27 protein-coding genes and 1 tRNA gene are annotated in these 22,928 nt (G+C 68.6%); 5 read left to right on the top strand and 23 right to left on the bottom strand.

Going from position 1 to position 22,928, the window contains the following annotated elements:
• Window positions 1-23: 23 nt before the first annotated feature.
• Window positions 24-1,460, top strand: a complete 1,437-nt coding sequence (locus tag GGQ87_RS10445) for a helix-turn-helix domain-containing protein (RefSeq protein ID WP_168047556.1) — start codon at window positions 24-26, stop codon at window positions 1,458-1,460.
• Between the two features lie 5 nt (window positions 1,461-1,465).
• Here GGQ87_RS10445 and GGQ87_RS10440 read toward each other — a convergent pair whose 3' ends face one another.
• Complete coding sequence (locus GGQ87_RS10440; RefSeq protein ID WP_245161571.1) at window positions 1,466-3,388, bottom strand: hybrid sensor histidine kinase/response regulator; 1,923 nt, start codon at window positions 3,386-3,388, stop codon at window positions 1,466-1,468.
• Between the two features lie 100 nt (window positions 3,389-3,488).
• Window positions 3,489-4,490 carry a helix-turn-helix transcriptional regulator gene (locus tag GGQ87_RS10435; RefSeq protein ID WP_168047552.1) on the bottom strand — a complete coding sequence of 334 codons (1,002 nt, stop codon included), beginning with the start codon at window positions 4,488-4,490 and terminating at the stop codon, window positions 3,489-3,491.
• Window positions 4,491-4,577: 87 nt separating this feature from the next.
• Between GGQ87_RS10435 and GGQ87_RS10430 the strand changes: the two genes are divergently transcribed.
• Complete coding sequence (locus tag GGQ87_RS10430; RefSeq protein WP_168047550.1) at window positions 4,578-4,808, top strand: hypothetical protein; 231 nt, start codon at window positions 4,578-4,580, stop codon at window positions 4,806-4,808.
• A 78-nt stretch (window positions 4,809-4,886) separates the two neighbouring features.
• On the top strand, window positions 4,887-6,368 hold the full coding sequence (locus GGQ87_RS10425) for a sulfotransferase family protein (RefSeq protein ID WP_168047548.1): 1,482 nt from the start codon (window positions 4,887-4,889) through the stop codon (window positions 6,366-6,368).
• Window positions 6,369-6,371: 3 nt separating this feature from the next.
• On the opposite strand, the gene GGQ87_RS10420 is transcribed toward GGQ87_RS10425, so the two are convergent.
• From GGQ87_RS10420 to GGQ87_RS10380, 9 genes are all read right to left on the bottom strand, one after another.
• Complete coding sequence (locus tag GGQ87_RS10420; protein ID WP_168047546.1) at window positions 6,372-6,779, bottom strand: DUF1801 domain-containing protein; 408 nt, start codon at window positions 6,777-6,779, stop codon at window positions 6,372-6,374.
• A gap of 19 nt (window positions 6,780-6,798) precedes the next feature.
• Complete coding sequence (locus tag GGQ87_RS10415) at window positions 6,799-8,217, bottom strand: NAD(P)(+) transhydrogenase (Re/Si-specific) subunit beta (protein ID WP_168047544.1); 1,419 nt, start codon at window positions 8,215-8,217, stop codon at window positions 6,799-6,801.
• A gap of 27 nt (window positions 8,218-8,244) precedes the next feature.
• Window positions 8,245-8,532: a hypothetical protein gene (locus tag GGQ87_RS10410; RefSeq protein WP_168047542.1), complete on the bottom strand. Its 288-nt coding sequence runs from the start codon at window positions 8,530-8,532 to the stop codon at window positions 8,245-8,247.
• Window positions 8,529-8,831 carry a hypothetical protein gene (locus tag GGQ87_RS10405; protein ID WP_168047540.1) on the bottom strand — a complete coding sequence of 101 codons (303 nt, stop codon included), beginning with the start codon at window positions 8,829-8,831 and terminating at the stop codon, window positions 8,529-8,531. The genes GGQ87_RS10410 and GGQ87_RS10405 overlap by 4 nt, the downstream gene beginning before the upstream one ends.
• Entirely contained in the window at window positions 8,828-9,145 is a 318-nt protein-coding gene (locus GGQ87_RS10400) for an NAD(P) transhydrogenase subunit alpha part 2 (protein ID WP_168047538.1), read from the bottom strand. The genes GGQ87_RS10405 and GGQ87_RS10400 overlap by 4 nt, the downstream gene beginning before the upstream one ends.
• Window positions 9,145-10,278, bottom strand: a complete 1,134-nt coding sequence (locus GGQ87_RS10395) for a Re/Si-specific NAD(P)(+) transhydrogenase subunit alpha (protein ID WP_168047536.1) — start codon at window positions 10,276-10,278, stop codon at window positions 9,145-9,147. The genes GGQ87_RS10400 and GGQ87_RS10395 overlap by 1 nt, the downstream gene beginning before the upstream one ends.
• 98 nt (window positions 10,279-10,376) lie before the next feature.
• On the bottom strand, window positions 10,377-10,631 hold the full coding sequence (locus tag GGQ87_RS10390; protein ID WP_168047534.1) for an aa3-type cytochrome c oxidase subunit IV: 255 nt from the start codon (window positions 10,629-10,631) through the stop codon (window positions 10,377-10,379).
• A gap of 92 nt (window positions 10,632-10,723) precedes the next feature.
• Window positions 10,724-12,067 (bottom strand): serine hydrolase domain-containing protein, encoded by a 1,344-nt coding sequence (locus GGQ87_RS10385; RefSeq protein WP_168047532.1) that lies wholly within the window; start codon window positions 12,065-12,067, stop codon window positions 10,724-10,726.
• A 36-nt stretch (window positions 12,068-12,103) separates the two neighbouring features.
• Entirely contained in the window at window positions 12,104-13,906 is a 1,803-nt protein-coding gene (locus GGQ87_RS10380; protein ID WP_168047530.1) for a M3 family oligoendopeptidase, read from the bottom strand.
• Between the two features lie 98 nt (window positions 13,907-14,004).
• Here GGQ87_RS10380 and GGQ87_RS10375 point away from each other — a divergent pair, with 98 nt between their 5' ends.
• Entirely contained in the window at window positions 14,005-14,475 is a 471-nt protein-coding gene (locus tag GGQ87_RS10375) for a DUF1203 domain-containing protein (RefSeq protein ID WP_168047528.1), read from the top strand.
• Window positions 14,476-14,478: 3 nt separating this feature from the next.
• Here GGQ87_RS10375 and GGQ87_RS10370 read toward each other — a convergent pair whose 3' ends face one another.
• The 11 genes from GGQ87_RS10370 to GGQ87_RS15585 form a co-directional block, all read right to left on the bottom strand.
• Window positions 14,479-14,913 carry an NUDIX hydrolase gene (locus GGQ87_RS10370; protein WP_168047526.1) on the bottom strand — a complete coding sequence of 145 codons (435 nt, stop codon included), beginning with the start codon at window positions 14,911-14,913 and terminating at the stop codon, window positions 14,479-14,481.
• Window positions 14,913-15,914 carry an inorganic phosphate transporter gene (locus tag GGQ87_RS10365; RefSeq protein ID WP_168047524.1) on the bottom strand — a complete coding sequence of 334 codons (1,002 nt, stop codon included), beginning with the start codon at window positions 15,912-15,914 and terminating at the stop codon, window positions 14,913-14,915. The genes GGQ87_RS10370 and GGQ87_RS10365 overlap by 1 nt, the downstream gene beginning before the upstream one ends.
• An 11-nt stretch (window positions 15,915-15,925) precedes the next feature.
• Window positions 15,926-16,570, bottom strand: a complete 645-nt coding sequence (locus GGQ87_RS10360; RefSeq protein WP_168047522.1) for a DUF47 domain-containing protein — start codon at window positions 16,568-16,570, stop codon at window positions 15,926-15,928.
• A 92-nt stretch (window positions 16,571-16,662) separates the two neighbouring features.
• The gene (locus tag GGQ87_RS10355) at window positions 16,663-17,175 is read right to left on the bottom strand and encodes a DUF2059 domain-containing protein (protein ID WP_168047520.1); all 513 of its coding nucleotides are present in this window, start codon (window positions 17,173-17,175) and stop codon (window positions 16,663-16,665) included.
• A gap of 109 nt (window positions 17,176-17,284) precedes the next feature.
• Window positions 17,285-17,974, bottom strand: coding sequence for a 50S ribosomal protein L1 (rplA, locus tag GGQ87_RS10350; RefSeq protein WP_168047518.1), 690 nt, complete (start codon window positions 17,972-17,974; stop codon window positions 17,285-17,287).
• A gap of 4 nt (window positions 17,975-17,978) precedes the next feature.
• Complete coding sequence (gene rplK / locus GGQ87_RS10345; protein ID WP_055829960.1) at window positions 17,979-18,410, bottom strand: 50S ribosomal protein L11; 432 nt, start codon at window positions 18,408-18,410, stop codon at window positions 17,979-17,981.
• Between the two features lie 194 nt (window positions 18,411-18,604).
• A complete protein-coding gene (gene nusG, locus GGQ87_RS10340; protein ID WP_168047516.1) occupies window positions 18,605-19,183 on the bottom strand; it encodes a transcription termination/antitermination protein NusG in 579 nt (192 codons plus the stop codon).
• Between the two features lie 11 nt (window positions 19,184-19,194).
• Complete coding sequence (gene secE / locus GGQ87_RS10335; protein WP_168047514.1) at window positions 19,195-19,479, bottom strand: preprotein translocase subunit SecE; 285 nt, start codon at window positions 19,477-19,479, stop codon at window positions 19,195-19,197.
• A 70-nt stretch (window positions 19,480-19,549) separates the two neighbouring features.
• Window positions 19,550-19,625 (bottom strand) — tRNA-Trp (locus GGQ87_RS10330).
• A gap of 91 nt (window positions 19,626-19,716) precedes the next feature.
• Window positions 19,717-21,051, bottom strand: a complete 1,335-nt coding sequence (locus tag GGQ87_RS10325; protein ID WP_209282539.1) for a hemolysin family protein — start codon at window positions 21,049-21,051, stop codon at window positions 19,717-19,719.
• Window positions 21,052-21,142: 91 nt separating this feature from the next.
• Window positions 21,143-21,274, bottom strand: coding sequence for a hypothetical protein (locus tag GGQ87_RS15585; RefSeq protein ID WP_280644137.1), 132 nt, complete (start codon window positions 21,272-21,274; stop codon window positions 21,143-21,145).
• A gap of 178 nt (window positions 21,275-21,452) precedes the next feature.
• On the opposite strand from GGQ87_RS15585, the gene GGQ87_RS10320 reads away from it, so the two are divergent.
• Window positions 21,453-22,745: a flavin monoamine oxidase family protein gene (locus tag GGQ87_RS10320; protein WP_209282538.1), complete on the top strand. Its 1,293-nt coding sequence runs from the start codon at window positions 21,453-21,455 to the stop codon at window positions 22,743-22,745.
• Window positions 22,746-22,829: 84 nt separating this feature from the next.
• On the opposite strand, the gene GGQ87_RS10315 is transcribed toward GGQ87_RS10320, so the two are convergent.
• Window positions 22,830-22,928, bottom strand: a 99-nt coding sequence (locus GGQ87_RS10315) for an EF-Tu C-terminal domain-related protein (RefSeq protein WP_168047512.1), incomplete at its 5' end; no start/stop codon positions are given.

Genomic DNA, 22,928 nt, shown 5'->3' with positions numbered 1-22,928 from the left:
TCATTCTGTGACATCATCCAGTCATGGACACGAACGCTGACCGGAAGCTGTTCCTAGGCGGCCGCCTCAAACGGCTTCGGCGCGACCTCGCCCTGACGCAGACGGCGATGGCCGCCGATCTCGGCGTTTCGCCCAGCTATCTCAACCACATAGAGCGAAACCAGCGGCCGGTTTCGGCCCAGCTCCTGCTCCGGCTGGCCGAGACCTACGACGTCGATCTTCGCACGCTGGGCCAGTCCGGCGGCCCCGCGACCGAGTCCCAGCTGGCGGAGGCCTTCTCCGACCCGCTGTTCCAGGGTCTGGCCGTGCCGCGGCACGAGATCGTGCAGATGGCCGAGGACCAGCCCGCCGCCGCCGACGCCCTGCTGCGCCTCTATCGCGCCTTCTCCGACCGCCGCGCCCGTGACCGCGCCGAGGCCGATGTCACTGGCGGGGCGGGCGACGAGACGCCCGCCGACTGGGTCCGCGAATACGTTCAGTCCCGCCGCAACCACTTCCCCGAGCTCGACGCGCTGGGCGAAACCCTCGCCGCCGCGCTGGATGACGAGACGCCGGGCGAATCGTTCGAGACGCGATCCCGGAGATGGCTGCAGTCCCGGCACAGCCTCGCCGTCCGCACCCTGCCCGCCGACGTGATGGTCGAGTGGACGCGCCGCTACGATCCCCACCGCCGCCGGCTGCTGCTGTCCGAGACGCTGGGCCCCTCGTCCCGCGCCTTCGCCGTCGCCTTCCAGCTGGCCCTGGCCGAGCACGACGCCGAGCTGACCGCCCTGACCGAGGCCGCCTCACCGCCCGACGAGCCGACCCGCCGCCTGCTGAAGGTGTCCCTGACCAACACGCTCGCGGCCGCCGTCCTGATGCCCTACGCCGCCTTCCACCAGACGGCGGAGGCCGGCGGCTACGACCTCGCCCGGCTGCAGGCCCGGTTCGGCGTCTCGTTCGAGCAGGCGTCGCACCGGCTCACCACGCTGTCGCGGCCCACGGCCCGCGGCGTGCCCTTCTTCCTGATGCGGGTCGATCAGGCCGGCAACATCTCCAAGCGGTTCGCCTCGGGCGCCTTCCCGTTCTCGCGTTTCGGCGGGGCCTGCCCGCGCTGGCGGCTGCACAGCGCCTTTCGCACGCCCGGTCGCATCGTCACCCAGATCATCGAGACGCCCGACGGCCAGCGGTGGTTCACCCTCGCCCGCACCGTCGACCGTCAGGGGCACGACGCCTTCACCGAAGGGCATGATCTCGCCATCGGCCTCGGCTGCGAACTCAAGCACGCCCACCGTCTGATCCACGCGCGCGGCCTCGATCTGTCAGCGCCCGAGGTTACGCCCATCGGGCCCGCCTGCCGCCTGTGCCATCGTCACCCCTGCGCCGAGCGCGCTGCACCGCCGGTCGATCGCCCGCTCAAGGTGGATGATTGGGCCAAGTCGATCAGCCCCTATCCGTTCGACGACGCCGCCCGCCCGTAGACCCGTCAGGCGGGGACGGTCGGTTCCGTGGCGTCCCGGACGTACTCGGCCAGATCGCCCTGTCCGAACGGCTTGGCCAGCCGGGGTATGTCGGGGTTTGTCTCCTCGGGCGCGACGTCCGCATAGCCGGAGGTGATGATCACCGGCAGCTCCGGATGGTCGCGGCGGATGGCTTGGGCGAACTGCGACCCGGTCATGTTCGGCATGACCTCGTCGCTGATGACCAGATCGATGTCCGGCCGGCTGCGCAGCGCTTCCAGACCCTCCTTGCCGGACGAGGCGACGATCACCTCGTGGCCAAGATCGTCCAGCATGGCGGCTGTATTGGTGAGGACAAGGCTGTCGTCGTCGACGGCGAGGATCCGCAGGCGGCGACCGGTTTCGGCGGGCCGGTCGCACTCGCCCGTCGGGACGTGGGACGCAGCACCGGCGATGACCGGCAGCCACAGTTCGACCTGGGTCCCGACGCCCGGCCGGCTCTTCATGGTTAGCCAGCCGCCCGACTGCGCGGCCAGGCCATGCACCATGGACAGGCCCAGTCCCGTCCCCTTGCCGACGCCCTTGGTGGTGAAGAACGGCTCGGTGGCGCGAGCGAGGGTGGCTTCGTCCATCCCGTCCCCCGTGTCGGCGACGACCAGCTGGATATAGTCACCGGGCGCGAGCGTCGGGTGTGTCTTGACGCGTTCCGGCCTGGCGCTGATCGTGATCGAGCCGCCGCGGGGCATGGCGTCGCGCGCGTTGACGGCCAGGTTCATCAGCGCCGCCTCGAGTTGGTAGGGGTCAGTGTGCGCCCGGAGCAGATTGCCGGGGAAGCGCATATTGACCTCGATGCTGGGGCCAATGGTCCGGTCGAGGAAATTCATCAGGCCTCGGACCAGAGACGGCACATCGACCACCTCCATCTTCAGTTCCTGCTTGCGCGCGAAGGCCAGCATCCGCTGGGTCAGCACGGCGCCGCGCTGCGCTCCCTGCATGGCGTTGTCGATCAGCGGCGTGATGCGCGGATCGTAAGGCACCCGCTTCCTGACCAGTTCCAGACTGCCCAGCACCGCCATCAGCAGATTGTTGAAATCGTGGGCGATGCCGCCGGTCAGTTGGCCGACCGCCTCCATCTTCTGCGACTGGAACAGGGCCTCGCGGGCTTCCTCCAGCGCGCGCTGTGACTCCATCCGCTCGGTGACGTCGCGCGTCACTTTCGCGAAGCCGATAACCTCGCCGTCGCTGTCCCGGATGGCGTCGATGACGACATGGGCCATGAAGCGGCTGCCGTCCTTGCGCACCCGCCAGGCTTCCTTTTCGAACCGGCCCACCCGCGCGGCAGTCTCCAGCGCCTTCGCCGGCTCCCCCGTCGCCCGGTCCTCGTCCGTGTAGAACCGCGAGAAATGCTCGCCGACGATCTCGTCCGGCATATAGCCCTTGATCCGGGCGGCGCCGGGGTTCCAGCTGCTCACCTTGCCCGACGGGTCGAGCATGTAGATCGCATAGTCGGTGACGCCCTCGACCAGCAGGCGGAACTGCTCCTGACTGCGGCGCAGGCTCTCCTCGGCCAGCTTCCGCTCGGTCAGGTCGCGCGTGATCTTGGCGTAGCCGACCAGTTCGCCCGTCGGCGACCGCACAGGATCGATGATGACATGGGCCCAGAACTCCGTGCCGTCCTTGCGGACGCGCCAGCCCTCCTGCTCGAAGCGGCCCTCCTCGGCGGCGACCCGCAACGCGCGCGCCGGCGTTCCGACTTCGCGGTCGCGGTCGGTGTAGAAGCGGGAGAAATGCTCGCCGAGGATCTCCGAGGGCTCGTAGCCCTTGAACCGCTGCGCCCCGGCGTTCCAGCTGGTGACGCGTCCGTCTGTGTCGAGCATGTAGATGGCGTAGTCTGTGATGGCGTCGACCAGCAGTCGATACCGGTCTTCGACAACAGGTGGCGCGCCCAAGGCCTCTCCAGATCTCATGCGTCGCCCCCCGGCCACGGTTCCTGCGGAATTCGACCTAACGCTGCGGCGAAGTCGCAGTTCCGGCGATCCTGAGGAAGTTTCACTGCTTTTTCTGGACGGAAGTTCGTTCGAGCGCCCGCCGGGCCGCCTCCAGCTCGCCGGCCATGACCGCCCTCAATCGCGCGGGGTGAACGATCGTCACCTGCTCGCCCCAGGTGAACAGGTGCCAGGCCAGCTCCCGCATGCCGGAGGCGCGGAACCGGACTACGACGCCGCCGTCCGGCCGGTCCTCGACAGTCTGGGTGGGGTGCCAGCGCCACGCCCGGGCCTCGGCCGCGCCGTCCGGCGAGACCTCCAGCACCACGTCCTCGATCTCGTCTTGATAGATGCCGAAGGACTGGCTGGCGAAGGCCTGCAGGTCGAAGTCGGCGGGCGGTGACGCCATCCCGTCCTCGCCCCGGACGCCGCTCATGCGATCGAGGCGGAAGGTCTGGATGCGGCCGCTCTCGCGGTCGGCGGCGACCAGATAGTTGGCGCGTCCGAACATGACCCCGCACGGCGCCACGCTGCGCCGCCGGGCCTCCGCGCCGGGCCGGCTGTAGATGAAGCCCAGCGGCCGCCCCGCCAGGATCGCCTGACGGATCTCCGTCAGCACCGCCTCGTCCGCCGAGGGCCGCGGCCCCGCCTGCACGGCGATGGTCTCGGCCCGCACCAGCGCTTCCAGATCGGGCGCCAGCCGGTTCAGCGTCGTCGACCGCATGGCGGACTTCAGCTTGCGCTCCAGCCCCTCCAGTGCTGACGCCCGCCCGGGTTCGCCGGTGGCGCGCAGTCCCTGCGCGGCCTTGGTCAGTTCGACCAGTTCCTCCGTCGTCGGCGCCTGTTCGAAAGCCGAGAGCCCGCCACGGATACGCCACCGCTTGTTCGGCGGGTCCGACACTTCCTCGGTCTGCGGGAACAGCATGATCACGGCGTCCCGCAGGCGTTCCGCGGTCCGGCGGCCGACTTCCTGCTCGCGCGAGATGTCGTCCAGCGTCAGCCCCTCAGCGCTGGCGGCCATCCGCCGCGCCAGGTCGATAACCATGGCCGCCTTGTCGTGTCTCATACCGCCAGAAGAGCATACGTCCGATTTTGACGCAACGCTGCCCCATAGTCGCACCATCGACAGACACACCGCTTCAGGAGTTCTCTCATGGCCCGCGCTTTCGCCCCCCAATCCGCCGTCGCAGCTTCCCGTTACCTGATCGTCCCGTGCGAGGCGGACGGCTGCGGCGATCTGGCCGTCATCTGGGACCGGCTCGAAGAACAGGTGATCGACGTCATCGACGCCCGCGCCTCGGCCCGCTACGCCGACGAGGACGCCCTGTGGGACGAGGCCCGTCCCGCCTTCGACCCGGCTGAAGACTTCCGCATGGCGGCCTGACCCGGCGCTGCGGCTCCGGACTTGCGGGCCGCCGCCCGGACGGCTAGCCCTCCTCCTGCCTCGGGAGGATGAATGAGCATGGCGACGCAGACGGTCGATGGAGCGCAGCTGGTCAACGGTGCGCTGGCCGCATTCCAGGCTCGCGAGCGCGACGACGCCGCATATCTGCTGGCCAAGGCGATGCAGGCCAATCCGCCGCTCGGCGCGCGCTGGGCGTCGGTGTCGCGGCTCGCCGCCACCATCGGCGAAATCACCCTGGCGCTGGCCGCGGCGCGCAAACACGTCGCCGCCACGCCCACGGCCGAGGCCCGGCTCGCCTACGCCCAGTTGCTGATCCAGAGCGGCCGCACCCAGGAGGCCCTGCGCGAAGGCGCTGCGCTGGCGCGTGAACGGCCTAACGACCCCACCGCCCTGCATTTCCTCGCCACCTGCCAGGTCCAGCTCGGCGACCATGACGCCGCCATCGCCAACCTGCGCCGGATCATCGCCCTGCCCAGCGTTCAGCTGGGGGCCGAGAACGCCTGGCACGTCCTGGCGGACATCAAGAAGTTCGCGCCCGGCGACCCCTACATCGCGCAGATGGAGGCCATGCTGGAGCGGATCGGAACCTCGGAAGCCCATCGGCAGAACCGGGTCGTGATGCTCTATGCGCTCGGCAAGGCGCTGGACGACGCCGGCCAGAACGACCGCGCCTTCGCCTGTTTCGACGAGGCGGCGCGCCTGCAGAAGATCGACAGCACCTTCAACGCCGCCCAGGCCGACGCCTTCGTGGACGCCGTGGTCAAGGGCTACGACCGCGCCTTCATGGATAGCCTGCCGAAGAGTTCAGTCGACAGCGACCGGCCGATCTTCGTCCTGGGTCTGCCCCGCTCGGGCACTACCCTGGTGGAGCAGATTCTGGTCAGCCATTCGCAGGTCGTGGACGGCGCGGAGGCCAATCTGTTTCGCCCCGCATCAATGGCCATCAAGGGTTATACGCCCGACGAAATCCGCGCCTCGTTCGAGCGTCCCGACGCCGACGCCCTGCCCACCCGCATGGGCAAGGCCTATCTGCACCTCGTCGACGAGCGCTTCGGCAAGACGGGGCGGGTCGTGGACAAGACCCTGAACCAGACGCGCTACCTCGGCCTGATCCATCAGGTGCTGCCGAAGGCGAAGCTGATCTGGCTGCGCCGCGCGCCGGCCGGCATCGCCTGGTCCTGCTACCGCACCCGCTTCGCCAAGGGCGTCGACTGGACCCGCTCGCTCACCGACATCGCCGCCTATTTCAAGGGCGAGGACCGGCTGCACGCCCACTGGTCGGCCGTGCTGGGCGACAGTCTTCTTACCGTGCCCTACGAGGCGCTGGTGGACGACCCGGATACCTGGATGCGCCGCATCATCGAGCACGTGGGGCTCGAGTGGGAAGACGGCGTCCGCGACTTCCACAAGACCGAGCGCGCCGTCACCACCGCCAGCTTCGCCCAGGTCCGCAAGCCGATGTACGCCTCCTCGAAAGAGGCCTGGAAGACGTACGAGGCGCAGCTCCAGCCGTTCTTCGACGCCTACGGCAAGGGCTGAGGCTCAGGCGGGGTATTTTTCCCGCATCCACGCCACCGACGACGCCGCCATCTCGCGCAGCACGCCCAGATCGACGTCGTCCAGCCTGTTGATGTAGAGGCAGCCGCCGCCGGTCTTGTGCTTACCGAGCCGCGCCAACTGGTCTCCGAAATCGCCAAAGCCGCGCATGATGTAGAGCACCAGCTGCGCCTTGCGCGGCGAGAAGCCGATGATCGGCCAGTCGCCCGTCGGACCCTTGTAGCTGCCGTAGCCGACGATCGACGGCCCCCACATGACTGGCTGTTCGCCGGTAACCTCGGTCAGCATGGCCCGCACCGCCTCGGCGTCCGCGCGGCGCTTGGGATTATCGACGGCGGCGATGAAGTCCGCGACGGGAACGTCGGTGGGCTTCGTCTTGGGCTCGGCGGCCATGTCTAGCTCTCCTGAAGGCTCACAGCCCCTTCACGATCCCCTCGACCATCTTCTTGGCGTCGGCGAACAGCATCATGGTGTTGTCGCGGAAGAACAGCTCGTTCTCGACCCCGGCATAGCCCGAGCCCATGCCGCGCTTGATGAACAGCACCGTCCCGGCCTTCTCCACGTCCAGCACCGGCATGCCATAGATCGGGCTCTGCGGATCGGTCTTGGCGGCGGGATTGGTGACGTCGTTGGCGCCGATGACGAAGGCCACGTCGCAGCTTGAGAACTCCGAGTTGATGTCCTCCAGCTCGAACACCTCGTCATAGGGAACATTGGCCTCGGCCAGCAGGACGTTCATGTGACCCGGCATGCGGCCGGCGACGGGGTGGATGGCGTATTTCACCTCGACCCCCTCCTCCTTCAGCTTGTCGGCCATCTCGCGCAACGCATGCTGGGCCTGTGCCACCGCCATGCCGTAGCCGGGGACGATGATGACCTTCGAGGCGTTCTTCATGATGAAGGCCGCGTCCTCGGCCGAGCCCTGTTTGACCGGGCGGGTCTCGACCGCGCCGGCCGCACCGGCCGCCGCGTCGCCGCCCCCGAAGCCGCCGAGGATGACCGAGACGAAGCTGCGGTTCATGCCCTTGCACATGATGTAGCTCAGGATAGCCCCCGAGCTGCCGACCAGCGCTCCGGTGATGATCAGGGCGATGTTCTCCAGCGTGAAGCCGAGCGCCGCGGCCGCCCACCCCGAGTAGGAGTTGAGCATCGACACCACCACCGGCATGTCGGCTCCCCCGATAGGGATGATCAGGGTCGCCCCGAGGATCAGGGCGATCAGGAATACGCCCCAGAAGGCCCACACCGCCGTGCCGCCCGATCCGATCATCACCCCGATCAGCAGCACCAGACCCAGCGCCAGGGCGATGTTGATCAGGTGCCGCGCCGGCAGCAGGATCGGCGCCCCGCTCATGTTTCCGTTCAGCTTGGCGAAGGCGATCACCGAGCCGGTGAAGGTCACCGCCCCGATGGCCACCCCGAGGCTCAGCTCTATGATGGAGATGACCTTGATGCCGCCTGCCGCCGTCGCGATGCCGAAGCTGTCGGGCGCATAGACCGCCCCCACCGCCACCAGACAGGCCGCCATACCCACCAGCGAGTGGAAGGCCGCCACCAGTTGCGGCATCTGGGTCATCTGGACCCGCGCCGCGATCAGGGCTCCGGCCCCGCCGCCGACCACCACGCCGCCGGCGATCAGCGCCAGCGTCAGCGGATCCAGCGTGCCGCTTGACCACAGCGTCGCCAGCGTCACACCGACCGCCAGCGCCATGCCGACCATGCCCAGCGTATTGCCCCGCCGGCTGGTCTCCGGGCTCGACAGCCCGCGCAGGCTGAGGATGAACAGGACGCCCGCCACCAGATAGGCCAGGGCCGCGATCGATGCGTTCATATGGTCAGATCCCCCTCATCATCGCATTCACTTCCCCGGCGGCGGACAGGCGGTCCGCGCCAGCCGCCACAGGGCCGCGGCGATGAACAGCGGAGCCAGGAAGGCCATCGCCCAGTCCAGAATGCTCATCGACTTTTCCTGCGCCACGATGCGCAGCAAGACGGCGGACGAGATCAGCACCAGCCCGCAGTCCAGGAGGCGGATGCGCCGCACGGCGTCCTTCTCCAAAAACCAGCTCCACACCCACAGCCCGAGCCCGACGACGGAAACCACCCACGCCACGCCGATCGCGAACTGCTGGAGATCGAAGGTCACCGCGCCCGCTTCCTCGGCGCCAGACGGCCCTGATGCACGGAGCGGATGCCGTTCATGACGAAGATCAGGCCGACGCCCAGCATGGCCACGCCCAGCGCCCACTGCTCCCGCGCGCCGTAGTCATAGGCCTTCCACAGCCAGAACAGGGCGATGAGCGGATAGATGATCGCCGCGATCACGCGCTCGACGCGCTGCCGCTTCTCGCCTTCCAGCCTGCCGCCCAGCACCAGAAAGCCGATCACGAGGATCAGGACGACCGGAAAGGCGAACAGGAAATACAGGTCGGGCGCGGGGATCACTTGGGTCGTTCCTTCTTGCGGTACATGGCCAGCATCCGCCGCGTGACCATGAAGCCGCCGAATATGTTGACGCTGGCGAGGGTCACCGCCGCCACGCCCGCGCCCTTGGCGATCCAGCCGTCGGCGCCGCTGTTCGCGGACAGGGCCGCCGCCGCGATCAGCCCGCCGACTACGATCACCGAGGAAATGGCGTTGGTCACCGCCATCAGCGGCGTGTGCAGCGCCGGCGTCACCGACCAGACGACATAGTAGCCGACGAAGATCGCCAGCACGAAGATGGCCAGTCGGAAGATGGTGGGATCGACGTGTTCCATCAGCCCTTCACTCCTTCATGCACTACAGCCCCCCCGTGGGTCACCGCCGCCGCCTTGAGGATCTCGTCCTCCAGATCGACCGTCAGCGCCCCGTCCTTGACCATCAGGCCGATGAAGGCGCTCAGGTTTCGCGCGTACAGCGCGGACGCGTCCGCCGCGATCCGGCCCGCCATATTGGTCCAGCCGACGATCTGCGCGCCATTGGCCGTGGTCACGACCTCGCCGGCCTTCGCCCCCTCGACGTTGCCGCCGTTGTCGATGGCCAGGTCGATCAGCACGCTTCCCGGCTTCATCGAGGCCACATGCGCTGCCGTGACCAGCCGCGGCGCTGCGCGGCCGGGGATCAGGGCGGTGGTGATGACAATGTCCTGCTTGACGATGTGCGAGGCCGTCAGCTCGGCCTGCTTGGCCTGATACTCGGCCGACATCGGCTTGGCGTAGCCGGCGGCGGTCTCGGCGGCCTTGAACTCCTCATCCTCCACGGCCACGAATTTGGCCCCGAGGCTCTCGACCTGTTCCTTGGAAGCGGGCCGGACGTCGGTGGCGGTGACCACCGCGCCCAGCCGCCGCGCCGTGGCGACGGCCTGCAGCCCGGCGACGCCCGCGCCCATGACGAAGACCTTGGCCGGGGCGACCGTGCCCGCCGCCGTCATCATCATCGGGAAGCCCTTGCCGAAGGCGTAGGCCGCCTCGATCACGGCCCGGTAGCCGGCGAGGTTGGCCTGCGAGGACAGGGCGTCCATGACCTGCGCCCGGGTGATCCGCGGCACGAACTCCATGGCGAAGGCGGTAACGCCGGCCCCCGCCAACGCCGTCACCGTTTCCTTGTCACGGTAGGCGTCCAGCATGGCGACGACGACCGCCCCGGGCTTCAGGGCGCTGGTCTCCTGCGCCGTCGGCCCACGCACCTTCAGCAGGATGTCCGCCCCCGCCAGCACGGTCCGGATGTCCGGCTTCACCACCGCCCCGGCGGCCGCATAGTCCGCGTCGGGAATGGACGAGCCGCTCCCCGTGCCGGCCTCGACCGTCACGGTCGCGCCGAGGGCGATCAGCTTCTTCACCGTTTCCGGAGTGGCGGCGCAGCGCGTCTCGCCATCACGGCGTTCGCGGGTCACGGCGATGGCGACAACCAAGCGAATCCCTCCGTCATCTCTCGACGCAGGAACGTTAGGCTGATCGGGGACGGCGCGTCAAAAAGACTGGGCCGGTTTCCGCAGGGCGGATGCTGGGGTCAGTGGGCCTTCTTGCCCGACCGCAGGAACAACACGCCCGCGACCAGCAGCACGAAGGCCGCGATGGCGCCGGCGATGAAGCTGCCGCCCGGCTGGAACCACAGCACCAGGAAGGTCAGGATGCAGGCGATGAACAGCGAGCCCCACTTGGCCAGATTGATGAACAGCTCGAACGTCGAGGCCTGTTCATCGATGTGCTGCGAGCCGCGCACGTAGTCGTCGTGGGCGTCGGAGGCGTGGTGCGGGTCGGCCATGATCGGGTCCGGAATCTGGATGAGGCGTTGGGCGCTCTTATAGCGGCGCGCGCCGCGCGCTCAAGCGGGCGGCGACAATTCGCACCGGCGGCTTAATCGAGCGCCGCCAGCACGTCGCGGGTGAAGGCGATATGGTCGAACCGCGCGTTGGCCGGGTCCTCGCCGCGCCGCACGATGACGATGTTCCGGCTGGGCACGATGATCACATACTGGCCCCGGTTGCCGTTGGCCGAGATGGCGTCGGCGGGAATGCCCTCGGACTTGTCGAACAGCCAGAAGGTCGCGCCATAGCCCTGCTCGCCGTTCGGCTGGGGGCCCGACGCGCGTGAGACATAGTCGCGCCAGCCCTCGGGCAGGACGCGCTCACCGTCCACCACGCCGTCATGCAGATACAGCTGCCCGAACCGGGCGAGGTCCCGCGCCGTCGACCACACCTGGCTGGACAGCACATAGTTCCCGCGCCAGTCCGTCTCGGCCCAGGTGTCATACATGCCCAGCCAGTGGAACAGCTCGGCCGGCGGGTGTTCCGCGAAGGTCGGCGCGACGCTCAGGATCGCCAGCAGGATGTCGTTATTGGCGTAACGGAACCGCGACCCCGGCGCGGCGACCAGCGGCCAGGTCGTGACCTGCTCGTCCACGCCGACGCCGCCGAAATAGATCGCGTCGGTGCGGTTGCCGGCGAAGTCGCTGGTCAGGCCGGACGACATCCGCATCAGCTGACCGAGGGTGATGGCTGCGCGCGGATCGCCCGGACGGCTCCAGTCGGCGATAGCGGCCGGGGCGTTGACGTCCACCTCGCCCCGTTGGACCGCCGCGCCGATAACCGTTCCCGCCAAACTCTTGGCCACCGACCAGGTCCGCTGGGGCGTGTCGACTCCGAAGCCTTGGGCGTACCACTCGCCAATGAGCCGGTCGTCCTTCAGGACCACGATCGCCGTCGTGTTGGCGCGCTCGCCGTACCCGCCGCCGAAAGCTCTCTCGATGGCGTCCTGCAACGGCGAGTCGATGCTCGGCGGCTCGGCGAGGGGAATATCCCGATTGGCTGGCGGACGGGGCGACGCAACGGTCTCCGCCTGCCCCGACCAGCCGACCGGCATGATCGCGCAGCCCCGATCCGGGCTCCACACGGCGACCCGGGGCGCCATGGCGGGATCCCAGGCGACCGACACGGTCCGCTCCCCGACCTCCACCGGCATCTCGCGCACCAGTGCATCGAGCTCGGGATAGATGCCGACCAGTTCGTTGGCCTCGACGCTTTCGACCGTCCTTGATCCGCCCGCATCTTCGGCGTTCTTCAGCGCCCCGCACACCATCAGCGCCTTGTAGCCCGCCGCCATGGCGCGCGTAGCGGGCGTTGGCGTCTGCGCCGGAGTCTGGGCTTGGGAGAAGGACGGACCGGCAAGGGCGGCGACAGCCGCCAGGATCAGGAAGCGCATGCCCGGACGGTCGCCCGACCTCGCCGCCCCGTCAACTCAGACCAGCGCCTCGAACTGGTCGATAAGCCCTTCCAGCCGCTTCGTGCCGATGGTCCAGAAGGCCGGATCGCGCGGGTTCAGCCCGAACGGCGCCAAGGCCTCGACGTAGCCCTTCGACCCGCCGCCCGCGAGCAGCTCGCGATACAGCGGGGTGAAGCCCCCCGGGTCCTTCGCCCGCGTCTCCATCAACGCCGCCACCAGCAGGTCGCCGAAGGCGTAGGCGTAGACGTAAAACGGCGAGTGGACGAAGTGGCTGACATAGCTCCACCAGTGTTCGTAGCCGGCGTTCAGCGTCACCGCCGGGCCCAGCGAACCGCCCATCTCCTCCAGCCACAGCTCGCCGATCCGCTCGACCGGCAGTTCGCCCGCCGCCCGCTCGTCGTGGAAGCGGGTCTCGAACCGATGGAAGGCGATCTGGCGCACGACCGTGTTCAGCCCGTCCTCGATCCGGCCGGCCAGCAGCCCCCGCTGCTCGGCCTTGGGCGCCGTCTTCAGCAGCCGGTCGAACGTCAGCCCTTCGGCGAAGATCGAGGCCGTCTCCGCCAGCGTCAGCGGCGTGTCGGCCAGCAGGCTCCCCTGCCCCGCCGCGAGCGTCTGGTGCACGCCATGGCCCAGCTCGTGCGCCAGCGTCAGCACATCGCGCCGCTCGCCCATCCAGTTCAGGAACACATAGGGGTGACGGTCCGAGGTCACCGGGTGGGCATAGGCCCCCGACTGTTTCCCCGGCCGCGCCCGGCCGTCGATCCATGGCCGCTCGAAGAAGCCCCGAGCCCGGTCCGCGAACTCGCCCCCGAGATCGGAGAAGCTCTCCAGCACGAGCTCCCGGCCCTGCGCCCAGTCGTAGCCACGCGGCGCGCTGGTCTCGAGCGGCGCATTGCGGTCCCACTGATCCAGCTTCGCCTTGCCCAAGGCCCGCGCTTTCAGGGCGTAGTAGCGGTGCGACAGGCGCGGATAGGCCGCCGCCACCGCCTCCGCCATGGCGTCGACCGCCTCGCCATCAACCTCATTGGCCAGGTGGCGGCTGTCGGCGGGCCGTTTGAAGCCGCGCCATTTGTCCTCCAGCGCCTTGTCCGCCGCCACGGTGTTCAGCACCAGCGCCATGGTCTGCGACCGCGCGCCCAGCGCCTCGTTCAGCCCCTCGGCCGCCGCCTTGCGCCGCGCTCCCTTGGGGTCCGACAGCCGGTTCAGCGCTTCGGACAGGGTCAGCTCGTCCTTGCCGGCCTTGACCTTCATCGCCGCCAGGGTCTCGTCGAACAGACGCGGCCACTGGGCGCTGATCGGTCCCCTCTCGGCCAGGAAGGTCTCCAGCTCCTGGCTAAGTTCATGCGGCTTCATCGACCGGACCCGCCGCAGCCACGGCCGCCACTGCGCGGCGGCGGGCGATGCGGACAGAGCCGCCTCGATTTCCGCCTCCCCAAGCTGATTGATCTCCAGAGTGACCCAGACGGTCGGTGTGGCGATGGCGGTGATCCTCTCGCGAACCGTGCCCTCGAAGCCCTGCGCCGCGGCGTCGTTGCGATCGGTCGAGGCGGCGAGGAAGGCGTAGGCGCCCAGCGCACCCAGCAGGTCCGACGCCTGTTCGTACAGCGTCACGACCCGGTCCAGCCGCTCGCCCAGCACGGTCGCGTCCCCTCGCGCCTCCACCAGCCTGCCGTGCAGCCCGTTCAGCTCGCTCACCAGCGCGCGCGCCCTGTCCAGGTCAGCCTCGACCCTCGGGTCCTTCGGCGAGGCATAGAGGTCGGTGAGGTCCCAGAGCGGAGCTTCGGCGGGATCGGCGGGGGTCTTGAAGGGTGCGTTCATGCCTCCGTTGTGGGGACGCGAGCCTCCCGGCGCAACGGCCGAAAGCCGCCAGACCACCAACGGCCCGCCTGTCACACCGGCCGGCAAGGAGACTTCGCATGACCTTCCGCATCCACGGCCTGCCGCTTTCGCCCTTCCAGCCGTTGTTCGATCTGGAGGACGCGGCGCTCGCCGCCTTGGGCGCGCGCGGGATGATCGCCGACGCGCCGCACGCCGCCCCCTGCCGCATCAGCCTGGCCGACGCCGAGCCGGGCGAGCGCCTGATCCTGCTCAACCACCGGCACCGCGATGCGGCCGGGAGCCCCTATCGTGCGGAAGGCCCGATCTTTGTCCGTGAAGCGGCGGTGGAAGCGGCGCTCCAGCCGGGCGACATCCCGGATATGCTGGGCCGACGCCTGCTGTCCGTCCGGGCCTATGACGCAGACTGGATGATGACCGACGCTGACGTGGTCGAGGGCCGCGATCTGGCGGCGCGTCTGGACCTATGGTTCGCCGATCCCGCCGTGGAATGCATCCACCTGCACACCGCCCGCCGCGGCTGCTTCATGGCCGCCGCGAGACGGGCCTGATCTTCAGGGATCGAACGACGCGATCAGCGCCTTGAGATCCGGCTCGTCCACTCGGCTGGCCGCCTCCTCGCGCGACACCCAGACCCGCTCGCGCTCGTCCCGCTCCTGCCAGTCCCCGTGCTCGGCGGTGACCTCCAGCCCGTACAACGACACCACGCACCAGCGCGACGCCCGGCGCTTCAGCACCTTGAGATAGCGGAATGTCCCGATCGGCTTGTCGCTGACCACGCCCTCGATTCCCGCCTCCTCCAGCGCCTCCTGCGCCGCCGCTTCCGCGTCCGTCTTGCCCGACATCCGCCCGCCCTTGGGCGTGACCCAGCGGCGCGTCTCCCGCGAGGTCACCAGCAGGATCTCCACACCACCGGCTCCGTGCCGCCAAGGCAGGGCCGCGACCTGACGCCGCTCAGCCTGTTCGGTGCGGGTGGGGTCCTTGGCCATCAGGTCAGGAAGGCTCCGCCGATCCAGTAGAACAGCGCCCCGATGGCCGCCGCCGCGGGCATGGTGATGAACCAGGCCGTGACGATGCTGCGCGCCACGCCCCAGCGCACGGCCGAGGCCCGCCGGGCCGCGCCGACGCCGACGATGGCTCCGGTGATGGTGTGGGTCGTCGAAACGGGAACGCCCAGTCCGGTCGCCAGGAACAGGGTGATCGCCCCGCCCGTCTCGGCGCAGAAGCCCTGCTGCGGGCTCAGCCGCGTGATCCGCGAGCCCATGGTGTGGACGATGCGCCAGCCGCCGAACAGCGTGCCCATGGCGATGGCCGCCTGACAGCTGATCACCACCCAGAACGGCACGTGGAACTCGCCGCCGGTCATCCCGCGCGAGAACAGCAGCACGGCGATGATGCCCATCGTCTTCTGCGCATCATTGCCGCCATGCCCGAGCGAATAGGCCGAGGCCGAGATGAATTGCATCCGTCGGAACGCCCGGTCCGCCGTCGCCGGGTTCACCTTCACGAAGGCCCAGGACACGATCAGCACCAGCACCAGCGCGAGGCCGAAGCCCACGGCCGGCGACAGGAAGATGGCGCTGACCGTCTTGGTCACCCCGGCGACAACGATCGCCCCGGTCCCCGCCTTGGCCACGCCGGCCCCCAGCAGGCCCCCGATCAGGGCATGCGAGCTCGAGGACGGTATCCCCGCCAGCCAGGTGATGACGTTCCAGCTGATCGCCCCCATCAGGGCGCCGAAGATCACCTGATCCGAGATGATCGCCGGATCGATGATCCCCTTGCCGATGGTGTTGGCGACGTGCAGGCCGAAGAACAGAAAGGCGATGAAGTTGAAGAAGGCCGCCCAGCCGACCGCATAGACCGGCGGCAGCACCCGCGTCGCCACGATGGTGGCGATCGAATTGGCGGCGTCATGCAGCCCGTTCAGAAAATCGAACAGCAGGGCGACGGCGATCAGGAAGATCAGGATCAGCAGGGCGCCGTCCATGGGGCGCGCTCCTACAGGTGCTCGACCAGGATGCCGCTGATGCGGTTGGCCACGTCCTCGAACCGGTCGACGACCTTCTCAAGGTGGTCGTAGATCTCGCCGCCGATCATGAAGGCCATGGCGTCGCCGCCCTTGTGCGCCTGATACAGCGCCTTCATGCCCTCGTCGTAGAGGGCGTCGCTGTCGCTCTCCAGCCGCGCGATCTGCTCGGTCAGCTCGTTCAGCCGCGCGCGGTTTTTCCGCATCTCCGGCAGCAGGCCCACGGCCTCGACCGTCAGCGCCGCCGCCTCCACCGCGATATCGCCCAGCTGGCGCATGTGCGGGGCGAAGTCGCGCATCTCGTACAGGGTGATGACCTTGGCCGTCTTCTGCATCTGGTCGATAGAGTCGTCGAGCGAGTTGGTCAGGCCGCGGATGTCCGAGCGGTCGAACGGGGTGATGAAGCTGCGCCGCACCGCGAACAGCACCTCGCGCGCCACCGCGTCGGCCTCATGCTCGTGATCGACGATCCGCTGACACCAGCGCGGCACCTCGTCGCCGCCCTCGAGCATCTTGCGCAGCGCCTCCGCGCCCTTGATCAGGGTCGCCGCATGGGCGTCGAACAGCCGGAAGAAGTTGTCTTCCTTGGGCAGCAGCGCCTGAAACCAGCCCAGCATCGGCGAATCTCCCGCAGAATCCGTGACCGGTCAGTCCCGCGTCCACGCGGGTGCGTCAACCCGTCAGAAGGCGGACGGTTCGCCGGTCTGGCTCAGCGCGAATCCTTCTGCGCCGCGTCGCCCATCGCCGAACAGTCGAACCGCAGGCAGAATTTCTCGCCCACCGACGCCATCCGCGTCATCAGGTGAGGCATCATCGCCTGCTGGATATCCATGCTCAGCTCGGCCTCCTTGTTGATGATGGAGCGGCCGAGCGGCGTCTCGTAGAAGGCGATCAGGGCGTCCAGCTCGGCGGCCGTGAACTGGTCGGCGACGTCGTCGCGGACCTCTGCGATCACCAGCTCCATCACGTCCTCATAGACCGCGGCCATGTTGTCGGTCAGCCAGACGCGCTGGTCATCGGGGATCGAGCCTTCCCCGTACCCCTCTTCAATCTGCTGCCGGACGATCTTGGTCAGGCCGCTGCCCTGCGAAAGCGCCAGATAGCGATCGGCGCGGGCGAGCTGGGCCGCACGGGCCGGATCCGGCGCGTCCGGCGCGTCCTGCGCCATGACCGGCGCGGCGGAAACCGTCAGCACGGCGGCGATGATGGCGAATATTCGCATGGCCCTTCCCCTCGATGGCCCACCCTCGCCCCGGAAACGGACGCGCGCAAACGAAAACGGCGGCGGAGATCGCTCTCCGCCGCCGCTCATTCGTGTCTGGAAGACGGGATCAGGCGCCCAGCGAAGCCGGGTCGATCTTGAAGCCCGGGCCCATCGTCGACGACAGGCTGATCTTCTTGACGTAGGTGCCCTTGGCGCCCGACGGCTTGGCGCGCGTCAGAGCGTCGACGAAGGCCTTCACGTTGGCTTCCAGGGCGGCCTGGTCGAACGAGGCCTTGCCGATGCCGGCGTGGACGATGCCCGCCTTCTCGACGCGGAACTCGACGGCGCCGCCCTTGGCGTCCTTGACGGCCTGCGCGACGTTCGGCGTCACAGTGCCGACCTTCGGGTTCGGCATCAGGCCGCGCGGGCCCAGCACCTTACCCAGACGGCCGACGAGGGCCATCATGTCGGGCGAGGCGATGACGCGATCGAAGTCCATCATGCCGCCGTTGATCTGCTCGTACAGATCCTCGGCGCCGACGTATTCGGCGCCGGCCGCGCGGGCTTCGTCGGCCTTGGCGTCCTTGGCGAAGACGGCGACGCGAACGTCACGGCCCGTGCCCGACGGCAGGTTGACGACGCCGCGGACCTGCTGGTCTGCGTGACGGGGATCGACGCCCAGGTTGACGGCGATCTCGATCGACTCGTCGAACTTGGCCGAGGCGTTGGACTTCACCGCCGCGATGGCGTCGGCGAACGGCATGTTGACCAGGGTGTCGCCGGTGCGAGCCTTGAAGCGCTTGGTTTGCTTGGCCATGTGCTTAGCCCTCCACGACGTTGAGGCCCATGGCGCGAGCCGAGCCTTCGATGATCTTGGTCGCCGCATCCAGGTCGTTGGCGTTCAGATCCTTCATCTTCTTTTCGGCGATCTCACGCAGCTGGCTGCGCTTGATCTTGCCGGCCACTTCGCGGCCCGTCATCTTCGAGCCCGAGGTGATGCCCGCGGCCTGCTTGATGTAGTGGGTCGCCGGCGGGGTCTTGGTGACGAAGGTGAAGCTCTTGTCCTGATAGACGGTGATCACCGTCGGCAGAGGCGTGCCCTTCACTTCCTTCTCGGTCCGCGCGTTGAACTCCTTGACGAAGCCCATGATGTTGACGCCGCGCTGACCCAGGGCCGGGCCGATCGGGGGTGACGGCGTGGCGTTGCCGGCCGGCACCTGCAGCTTGATGTAGCCGAGAATCTTCTTGGCCATTGGTCTCTCCTTACAGTGGCCCCGAACTTAATCGCGACCGGTGAGCCGTGGTCGTGGCATGGCTGCCTCCCACGGATTTATGCGGGCGAACCCGCACCGCTCCTCAGAGCGAGGCGCGCGTGTAGCGGATAAGGGCCCGAAAAGCAAACGGCGGCCCGAAGGCCGCCGCCGCGAAACACTCGAGGACGCCTGGCCTAGCCCGCGACCTTCTCCACCTGGCTGTATTCCAGATCCACCGGCGTGGGGCGGCCGAAGATCGACACCGCGACCCGCAGGCGCGCCGAGTCCTCGTCGACGCTCTCGACCTGACCGTCGAAGCTGGCGAACGGGCCGTCGATGACCTTGACGGTCTCGCCGATGTCGAAGCGGATCGTGGGCTTCGGACGCTCGACGCCCTCTTCCACGGCGCCGATGATGTTCTGGACCTCACGCTCCGAGACCGGCAGCGGCTTGGTGCCGCCGGCGGCGCCGAGGAAGCCCGTCACCTTCGGGGTGTTCTTGACCAGGTGGTAGGCGTCGTCGGTCATCTCCATCTTCACCAGCACATAGCCGGGGAAGAATTTGCGCTCGGAGTTGACCTTGCGGCCGCGACGGATCTCGACGACGTCCTCGGTCGGCACCAGGATTTCCGAGAAACAGTCCTCGAGGCCCTGCTGGCGCGCCTGATCGGTCAGGTGCTGCGCGACCTTCTTCTCGAAGTTCGAATAGGCGTGGACGATGTACCACTTGTGGCGCGGATTGGCGGCGGGCTTGGCGGGAGCGGCGTCGGTCATGGGCGGGTCTCTTACTGGCCGATGGCCAGGATGAAGCGCGAGGCGAGGGCCAGGCCGGTGTCCACCACGAAGAAGAACACGGCGGCGATCACGACCATGATGAAGACCATGACCGAGGTGATCCAGGTTTCCTTGCGGCTCGGCCAGACGATCTTGCGGCCCTCGGCCTGAACCTGGCTGAGGAACTGGGGGATCGTGACCCGCGGCTTCTTCGGCGCGTCAGCCGCGACGGCGGCCCCGGCGATCGCGGGCTGGGCGGTCTGCGGGCGGCGCCCGGGGGTCTTGGCCTTGGCCATCATGGATCCGTCTAAGAATTATACCTGCCGCCCCCAGATAGGGGCTCCCATCCGGCGGCGACAGGGGAAATGGCAGGAGTTGGGGGACTCGAACCCACGACCCCCGGTTTTGGAGACCGGTGCTCTACCAGCTGAGCTAAACTCCTGGAGCAAACGACAGCACGCTCCGAGGAGCGGATGTGATCGCCAGACCGGGGCGTATGCCCGACGCCGCCGGGGTTTTCAAGGGCGGAACCGTCAATCGTCGTGGTGTGCGGCGACCGCGCTGGCCTCGTCTTCCGGCTTGACCACCTGGCGGAACAGCAGCTTGTCGATGCGGCGGTCGTCCATGTCGATGACCTCGACCTCGAAACGGCCCAGCTGCAGGATTTCGCCCTCGTCAGGCACCCGCGACAGCTGGTGCAGGACCAGACCGGCGACGGTGTGGAATCCCTCGGCCTCGCCGAAGTCCTCGCCCAGCGTATCCGCCAGTTCCTCGATGTCGGCCTGGCCGTCGACCATCCAGCTGCCGTCCTCGCGCTGGCGGATATAGGCCTCTTCCTCGTCGTGACCCTCGTCGAAGTCGCCGGCGATCATCTCCAGCAGGTCGGTGGCTGTGAACACCCCTTCGAAGGCGCCGAATTCGTCGACGAGGAAGGCCATGTGCACCTTCGACGCCTTCAGTATCTCCAGCGCCTTCAGCACCGAAGTCGACTGGGGAATGAAGGCGGGGGTCTGGACGTGCCGTTCGACGTTCAGTTCGCCGGTGTCCAGCAGGCTGTCCAGCAGGTCCTTCTTGTGGACCACGCCCAGCGGATTATCGACGTCGTTCTCGCGCGCCACCACGATGCGCGAATAGGGGCAGTTGCGGATTTCCTCCCGCAGTTGTTCCTCCGTGTCGTCGAGCGCGATCCAGAACACTTCGTGGCGCGGCGTCATGGCCACCCGGATGGGCCGGTCGCCGAGACGCAGGATTTCCTCGATCATCTCCTGCTCTTCCGGCTCGATCAAACCCGACGCCGTGCCCTCGGCGATCATGGTCTCGACTTCTTCCTGGGTGACGTCGGAGCCGTCGCGGTCCTTGACGCCCATGATCTTGAGAATGCCCGAGGTCGAGGCTGTCAGGACCACGACGAAGGGCTTGAGCACGATCGCCACCGTCGAGATCGGGGCCGCCATCTTGGAGGCGATCGATTCCGGGAAGATCAGCGCCAGCCGCTTGGGCACCAGCTCGCCGACGATCACCGACACATAGGTGATGAAGACGATGACCAGCCCGGTCGAGATGATCTGGTTCCAGTGGCCCAGGGCCGGGAAGGCGTCGCCCAGAATGCGGGTCAGCTCGCCCGCGATCGAGGCCTGACCATAGGCGCCCGCGGCGATGCCGATCAGGGTGATGCCGACCTGCACGGCCGACAGGAAATGGGTCGGATCCTCGGCGAGATGCAGCGCCGCCCGGGCGCCGCGGTCACCGCGTTCGGCCCGGCTCTGAAGCTTGGATTTGCGGGAGGACACGACCGCGAGTTCGGTCATGGCGAACAGGCCGTTCAGCACCACGAGCAGCAGTACGACGGCGATGGCGAAGGCTAACATCCAGAGGTGGCGGGACCAGCGCGGCGCGACATCCGGCGTCCGCAGGTCCGATGATACGGGGGAATTGCCCCCGCCGCCATGCCTTTCGCGATCAGCGCGTGCGCCCGGCCTCTACGCCGCCGTACGGGCCGGTCGTGGAGCCGTCATTGGGGCCCAGCGCCGCGCAGGCCGACATCCCGATCAGGGTGCCGATGAACAGTCCGGTCCGAAGCGCGCGCCGCATGGTTACTGAATCCCTAACGTCCGTGATCCGAACGTAGGGACCGGCGCGGGGTTGCATGCAAGCGCCCGCGCTTCGCGGTTGCGGATTAACCGCCTTCGTCCCCCATCGGGCGAACCCGAGCCCCACCCTGTCGCCGCAAGCGCGGCCGTGGCACAGTCGCGACCGGGAGGATGCGCCGATGATGCTGACCCGAAGGGCCGCCCTGGCGGGACTGGCCGGCGTCGCGACGCTCGGCGCGCTAAGGCGTCCGTCCGAACCCGATGTCGTCATCGTCGGCGCGGGCTCGGCCGGCATCGCCGCCGCCCTGACCGCGCAGGCGGCAGGTCTGTCCGTCCTCGTCCTCGAAGCCATGGACCGGATCGGCGGGCGCGCCTTCACCGACACCGCCACCTTCGGCTCGCCCTTCGACGTCGGCTGCGCCTGGCTGCACAAGGCCGACGACAATCCCTACACCGCCTACGCCCGGGCCGAGGGCTTCACCCTTCAGGCCCACGAATACGATCTGGAGCGGGTCTGGCTGGGCCCCGAGCCGACCCCCGCCCATCTCGTCAACGAAGCCGAGGAGGCGATGAGTGAGGCGATCATGGCGGCTCCGGCCGATGTGGCGGCATCCACGGTCGTCGATGTCGCCTCGCCCGTGAACGAGGCGGCGGGCGACTATCTCGGCGCGCTCGACATGGCGGTCGACCTCGATGAGCTGTCGACCTTCGACTACGCCAACGCCGACGACCTCGCGCCCAATTTCCTCTGCGCCCAGGGCTACGGCTCCATCGTCGCCCATCGCGGCCGGGGCCTCGCGGTGCGGCTGAACACCCCGGTCCGCCACATCCGCTGGGACGGCCCGGGCGCGGTGGTGGAGACCGATGCGGGATCGATCCGCCCCCGCGCCGTCATCGTCACCGCCTCCACAGGGGTGCTGGCCTCGGGCGCCATCCGCTTCACCCCCGACCTGCCCGCGGCGACGCAGGAGGCCGTGGCCGACATACCCATGGGCATGCTGGCCAAGATCCCGCTGCAGATCCGCGACCAGCGATTCGGGCTGGAGCCCTTCACCGATGTCCTGCTGGCCCGGCGCGGACGTCGCGACCTGTATTTTCTCAGCTTCCCCTTCGCCTCGGACCTGATGGTGGGCTTCGTGGGGGGCGATCTGGGCTGGGAGCTGTCCGCCGCCGGCGAGGCCGCCGCCGTCGACTTCGCCACCCAGGGCCTGGTCGAGATGTTCGGCTCCAGCGCCGCCTCCGCTGTCGTCAAGGGCGGCCTCACCCCCTGGGCCTCCAACCCGTGGACGCGGGGTGCCTACGCCGCCGCCAGCCCCGGCCGCTACGCCGCCCGCGAAGCCCTCGCCCGCCCCGTCGGCGACCGCATCTTCTTCGCCGGCGAAGCCCTCGCGGGCGGCCTCATCCAGACCTGCGGCGGCGCCTTCCGCACCGGCGCGGCCGCGGCGCGGGCCGTGCAGGCCGTGCTCGCATAGCAAAACGGCCCCCGGATCGCTCCGGGGGCCGCTCTGTCTTGTTGGCCTATGCTCGCCTCGCGGAGGCTCGCGGCTTGAGGCCGACTATTCCGTGATCTTGGAGACCACGCCGGCGCCGACGGTGCGGCCGCCTTCGCGGATGGCGAAGCGGAGCTTCTCTTCCATCGCGATCGGGGTGATCAG

The organism is Brevundimonas alba, assembly GCF_011927945.1.
GTDB lineage: Bacteria > Pseudomonadota > Alphaproteobacteria > Caulobacterales > Caulobacteraceae > Brevundimonas > Brevundimonas alba.
The sequence above is the reverse complement of the archived record's forward strand: the minus strand, read 5'-3'. Positions and strand labels throughout refer to the sequence as shown.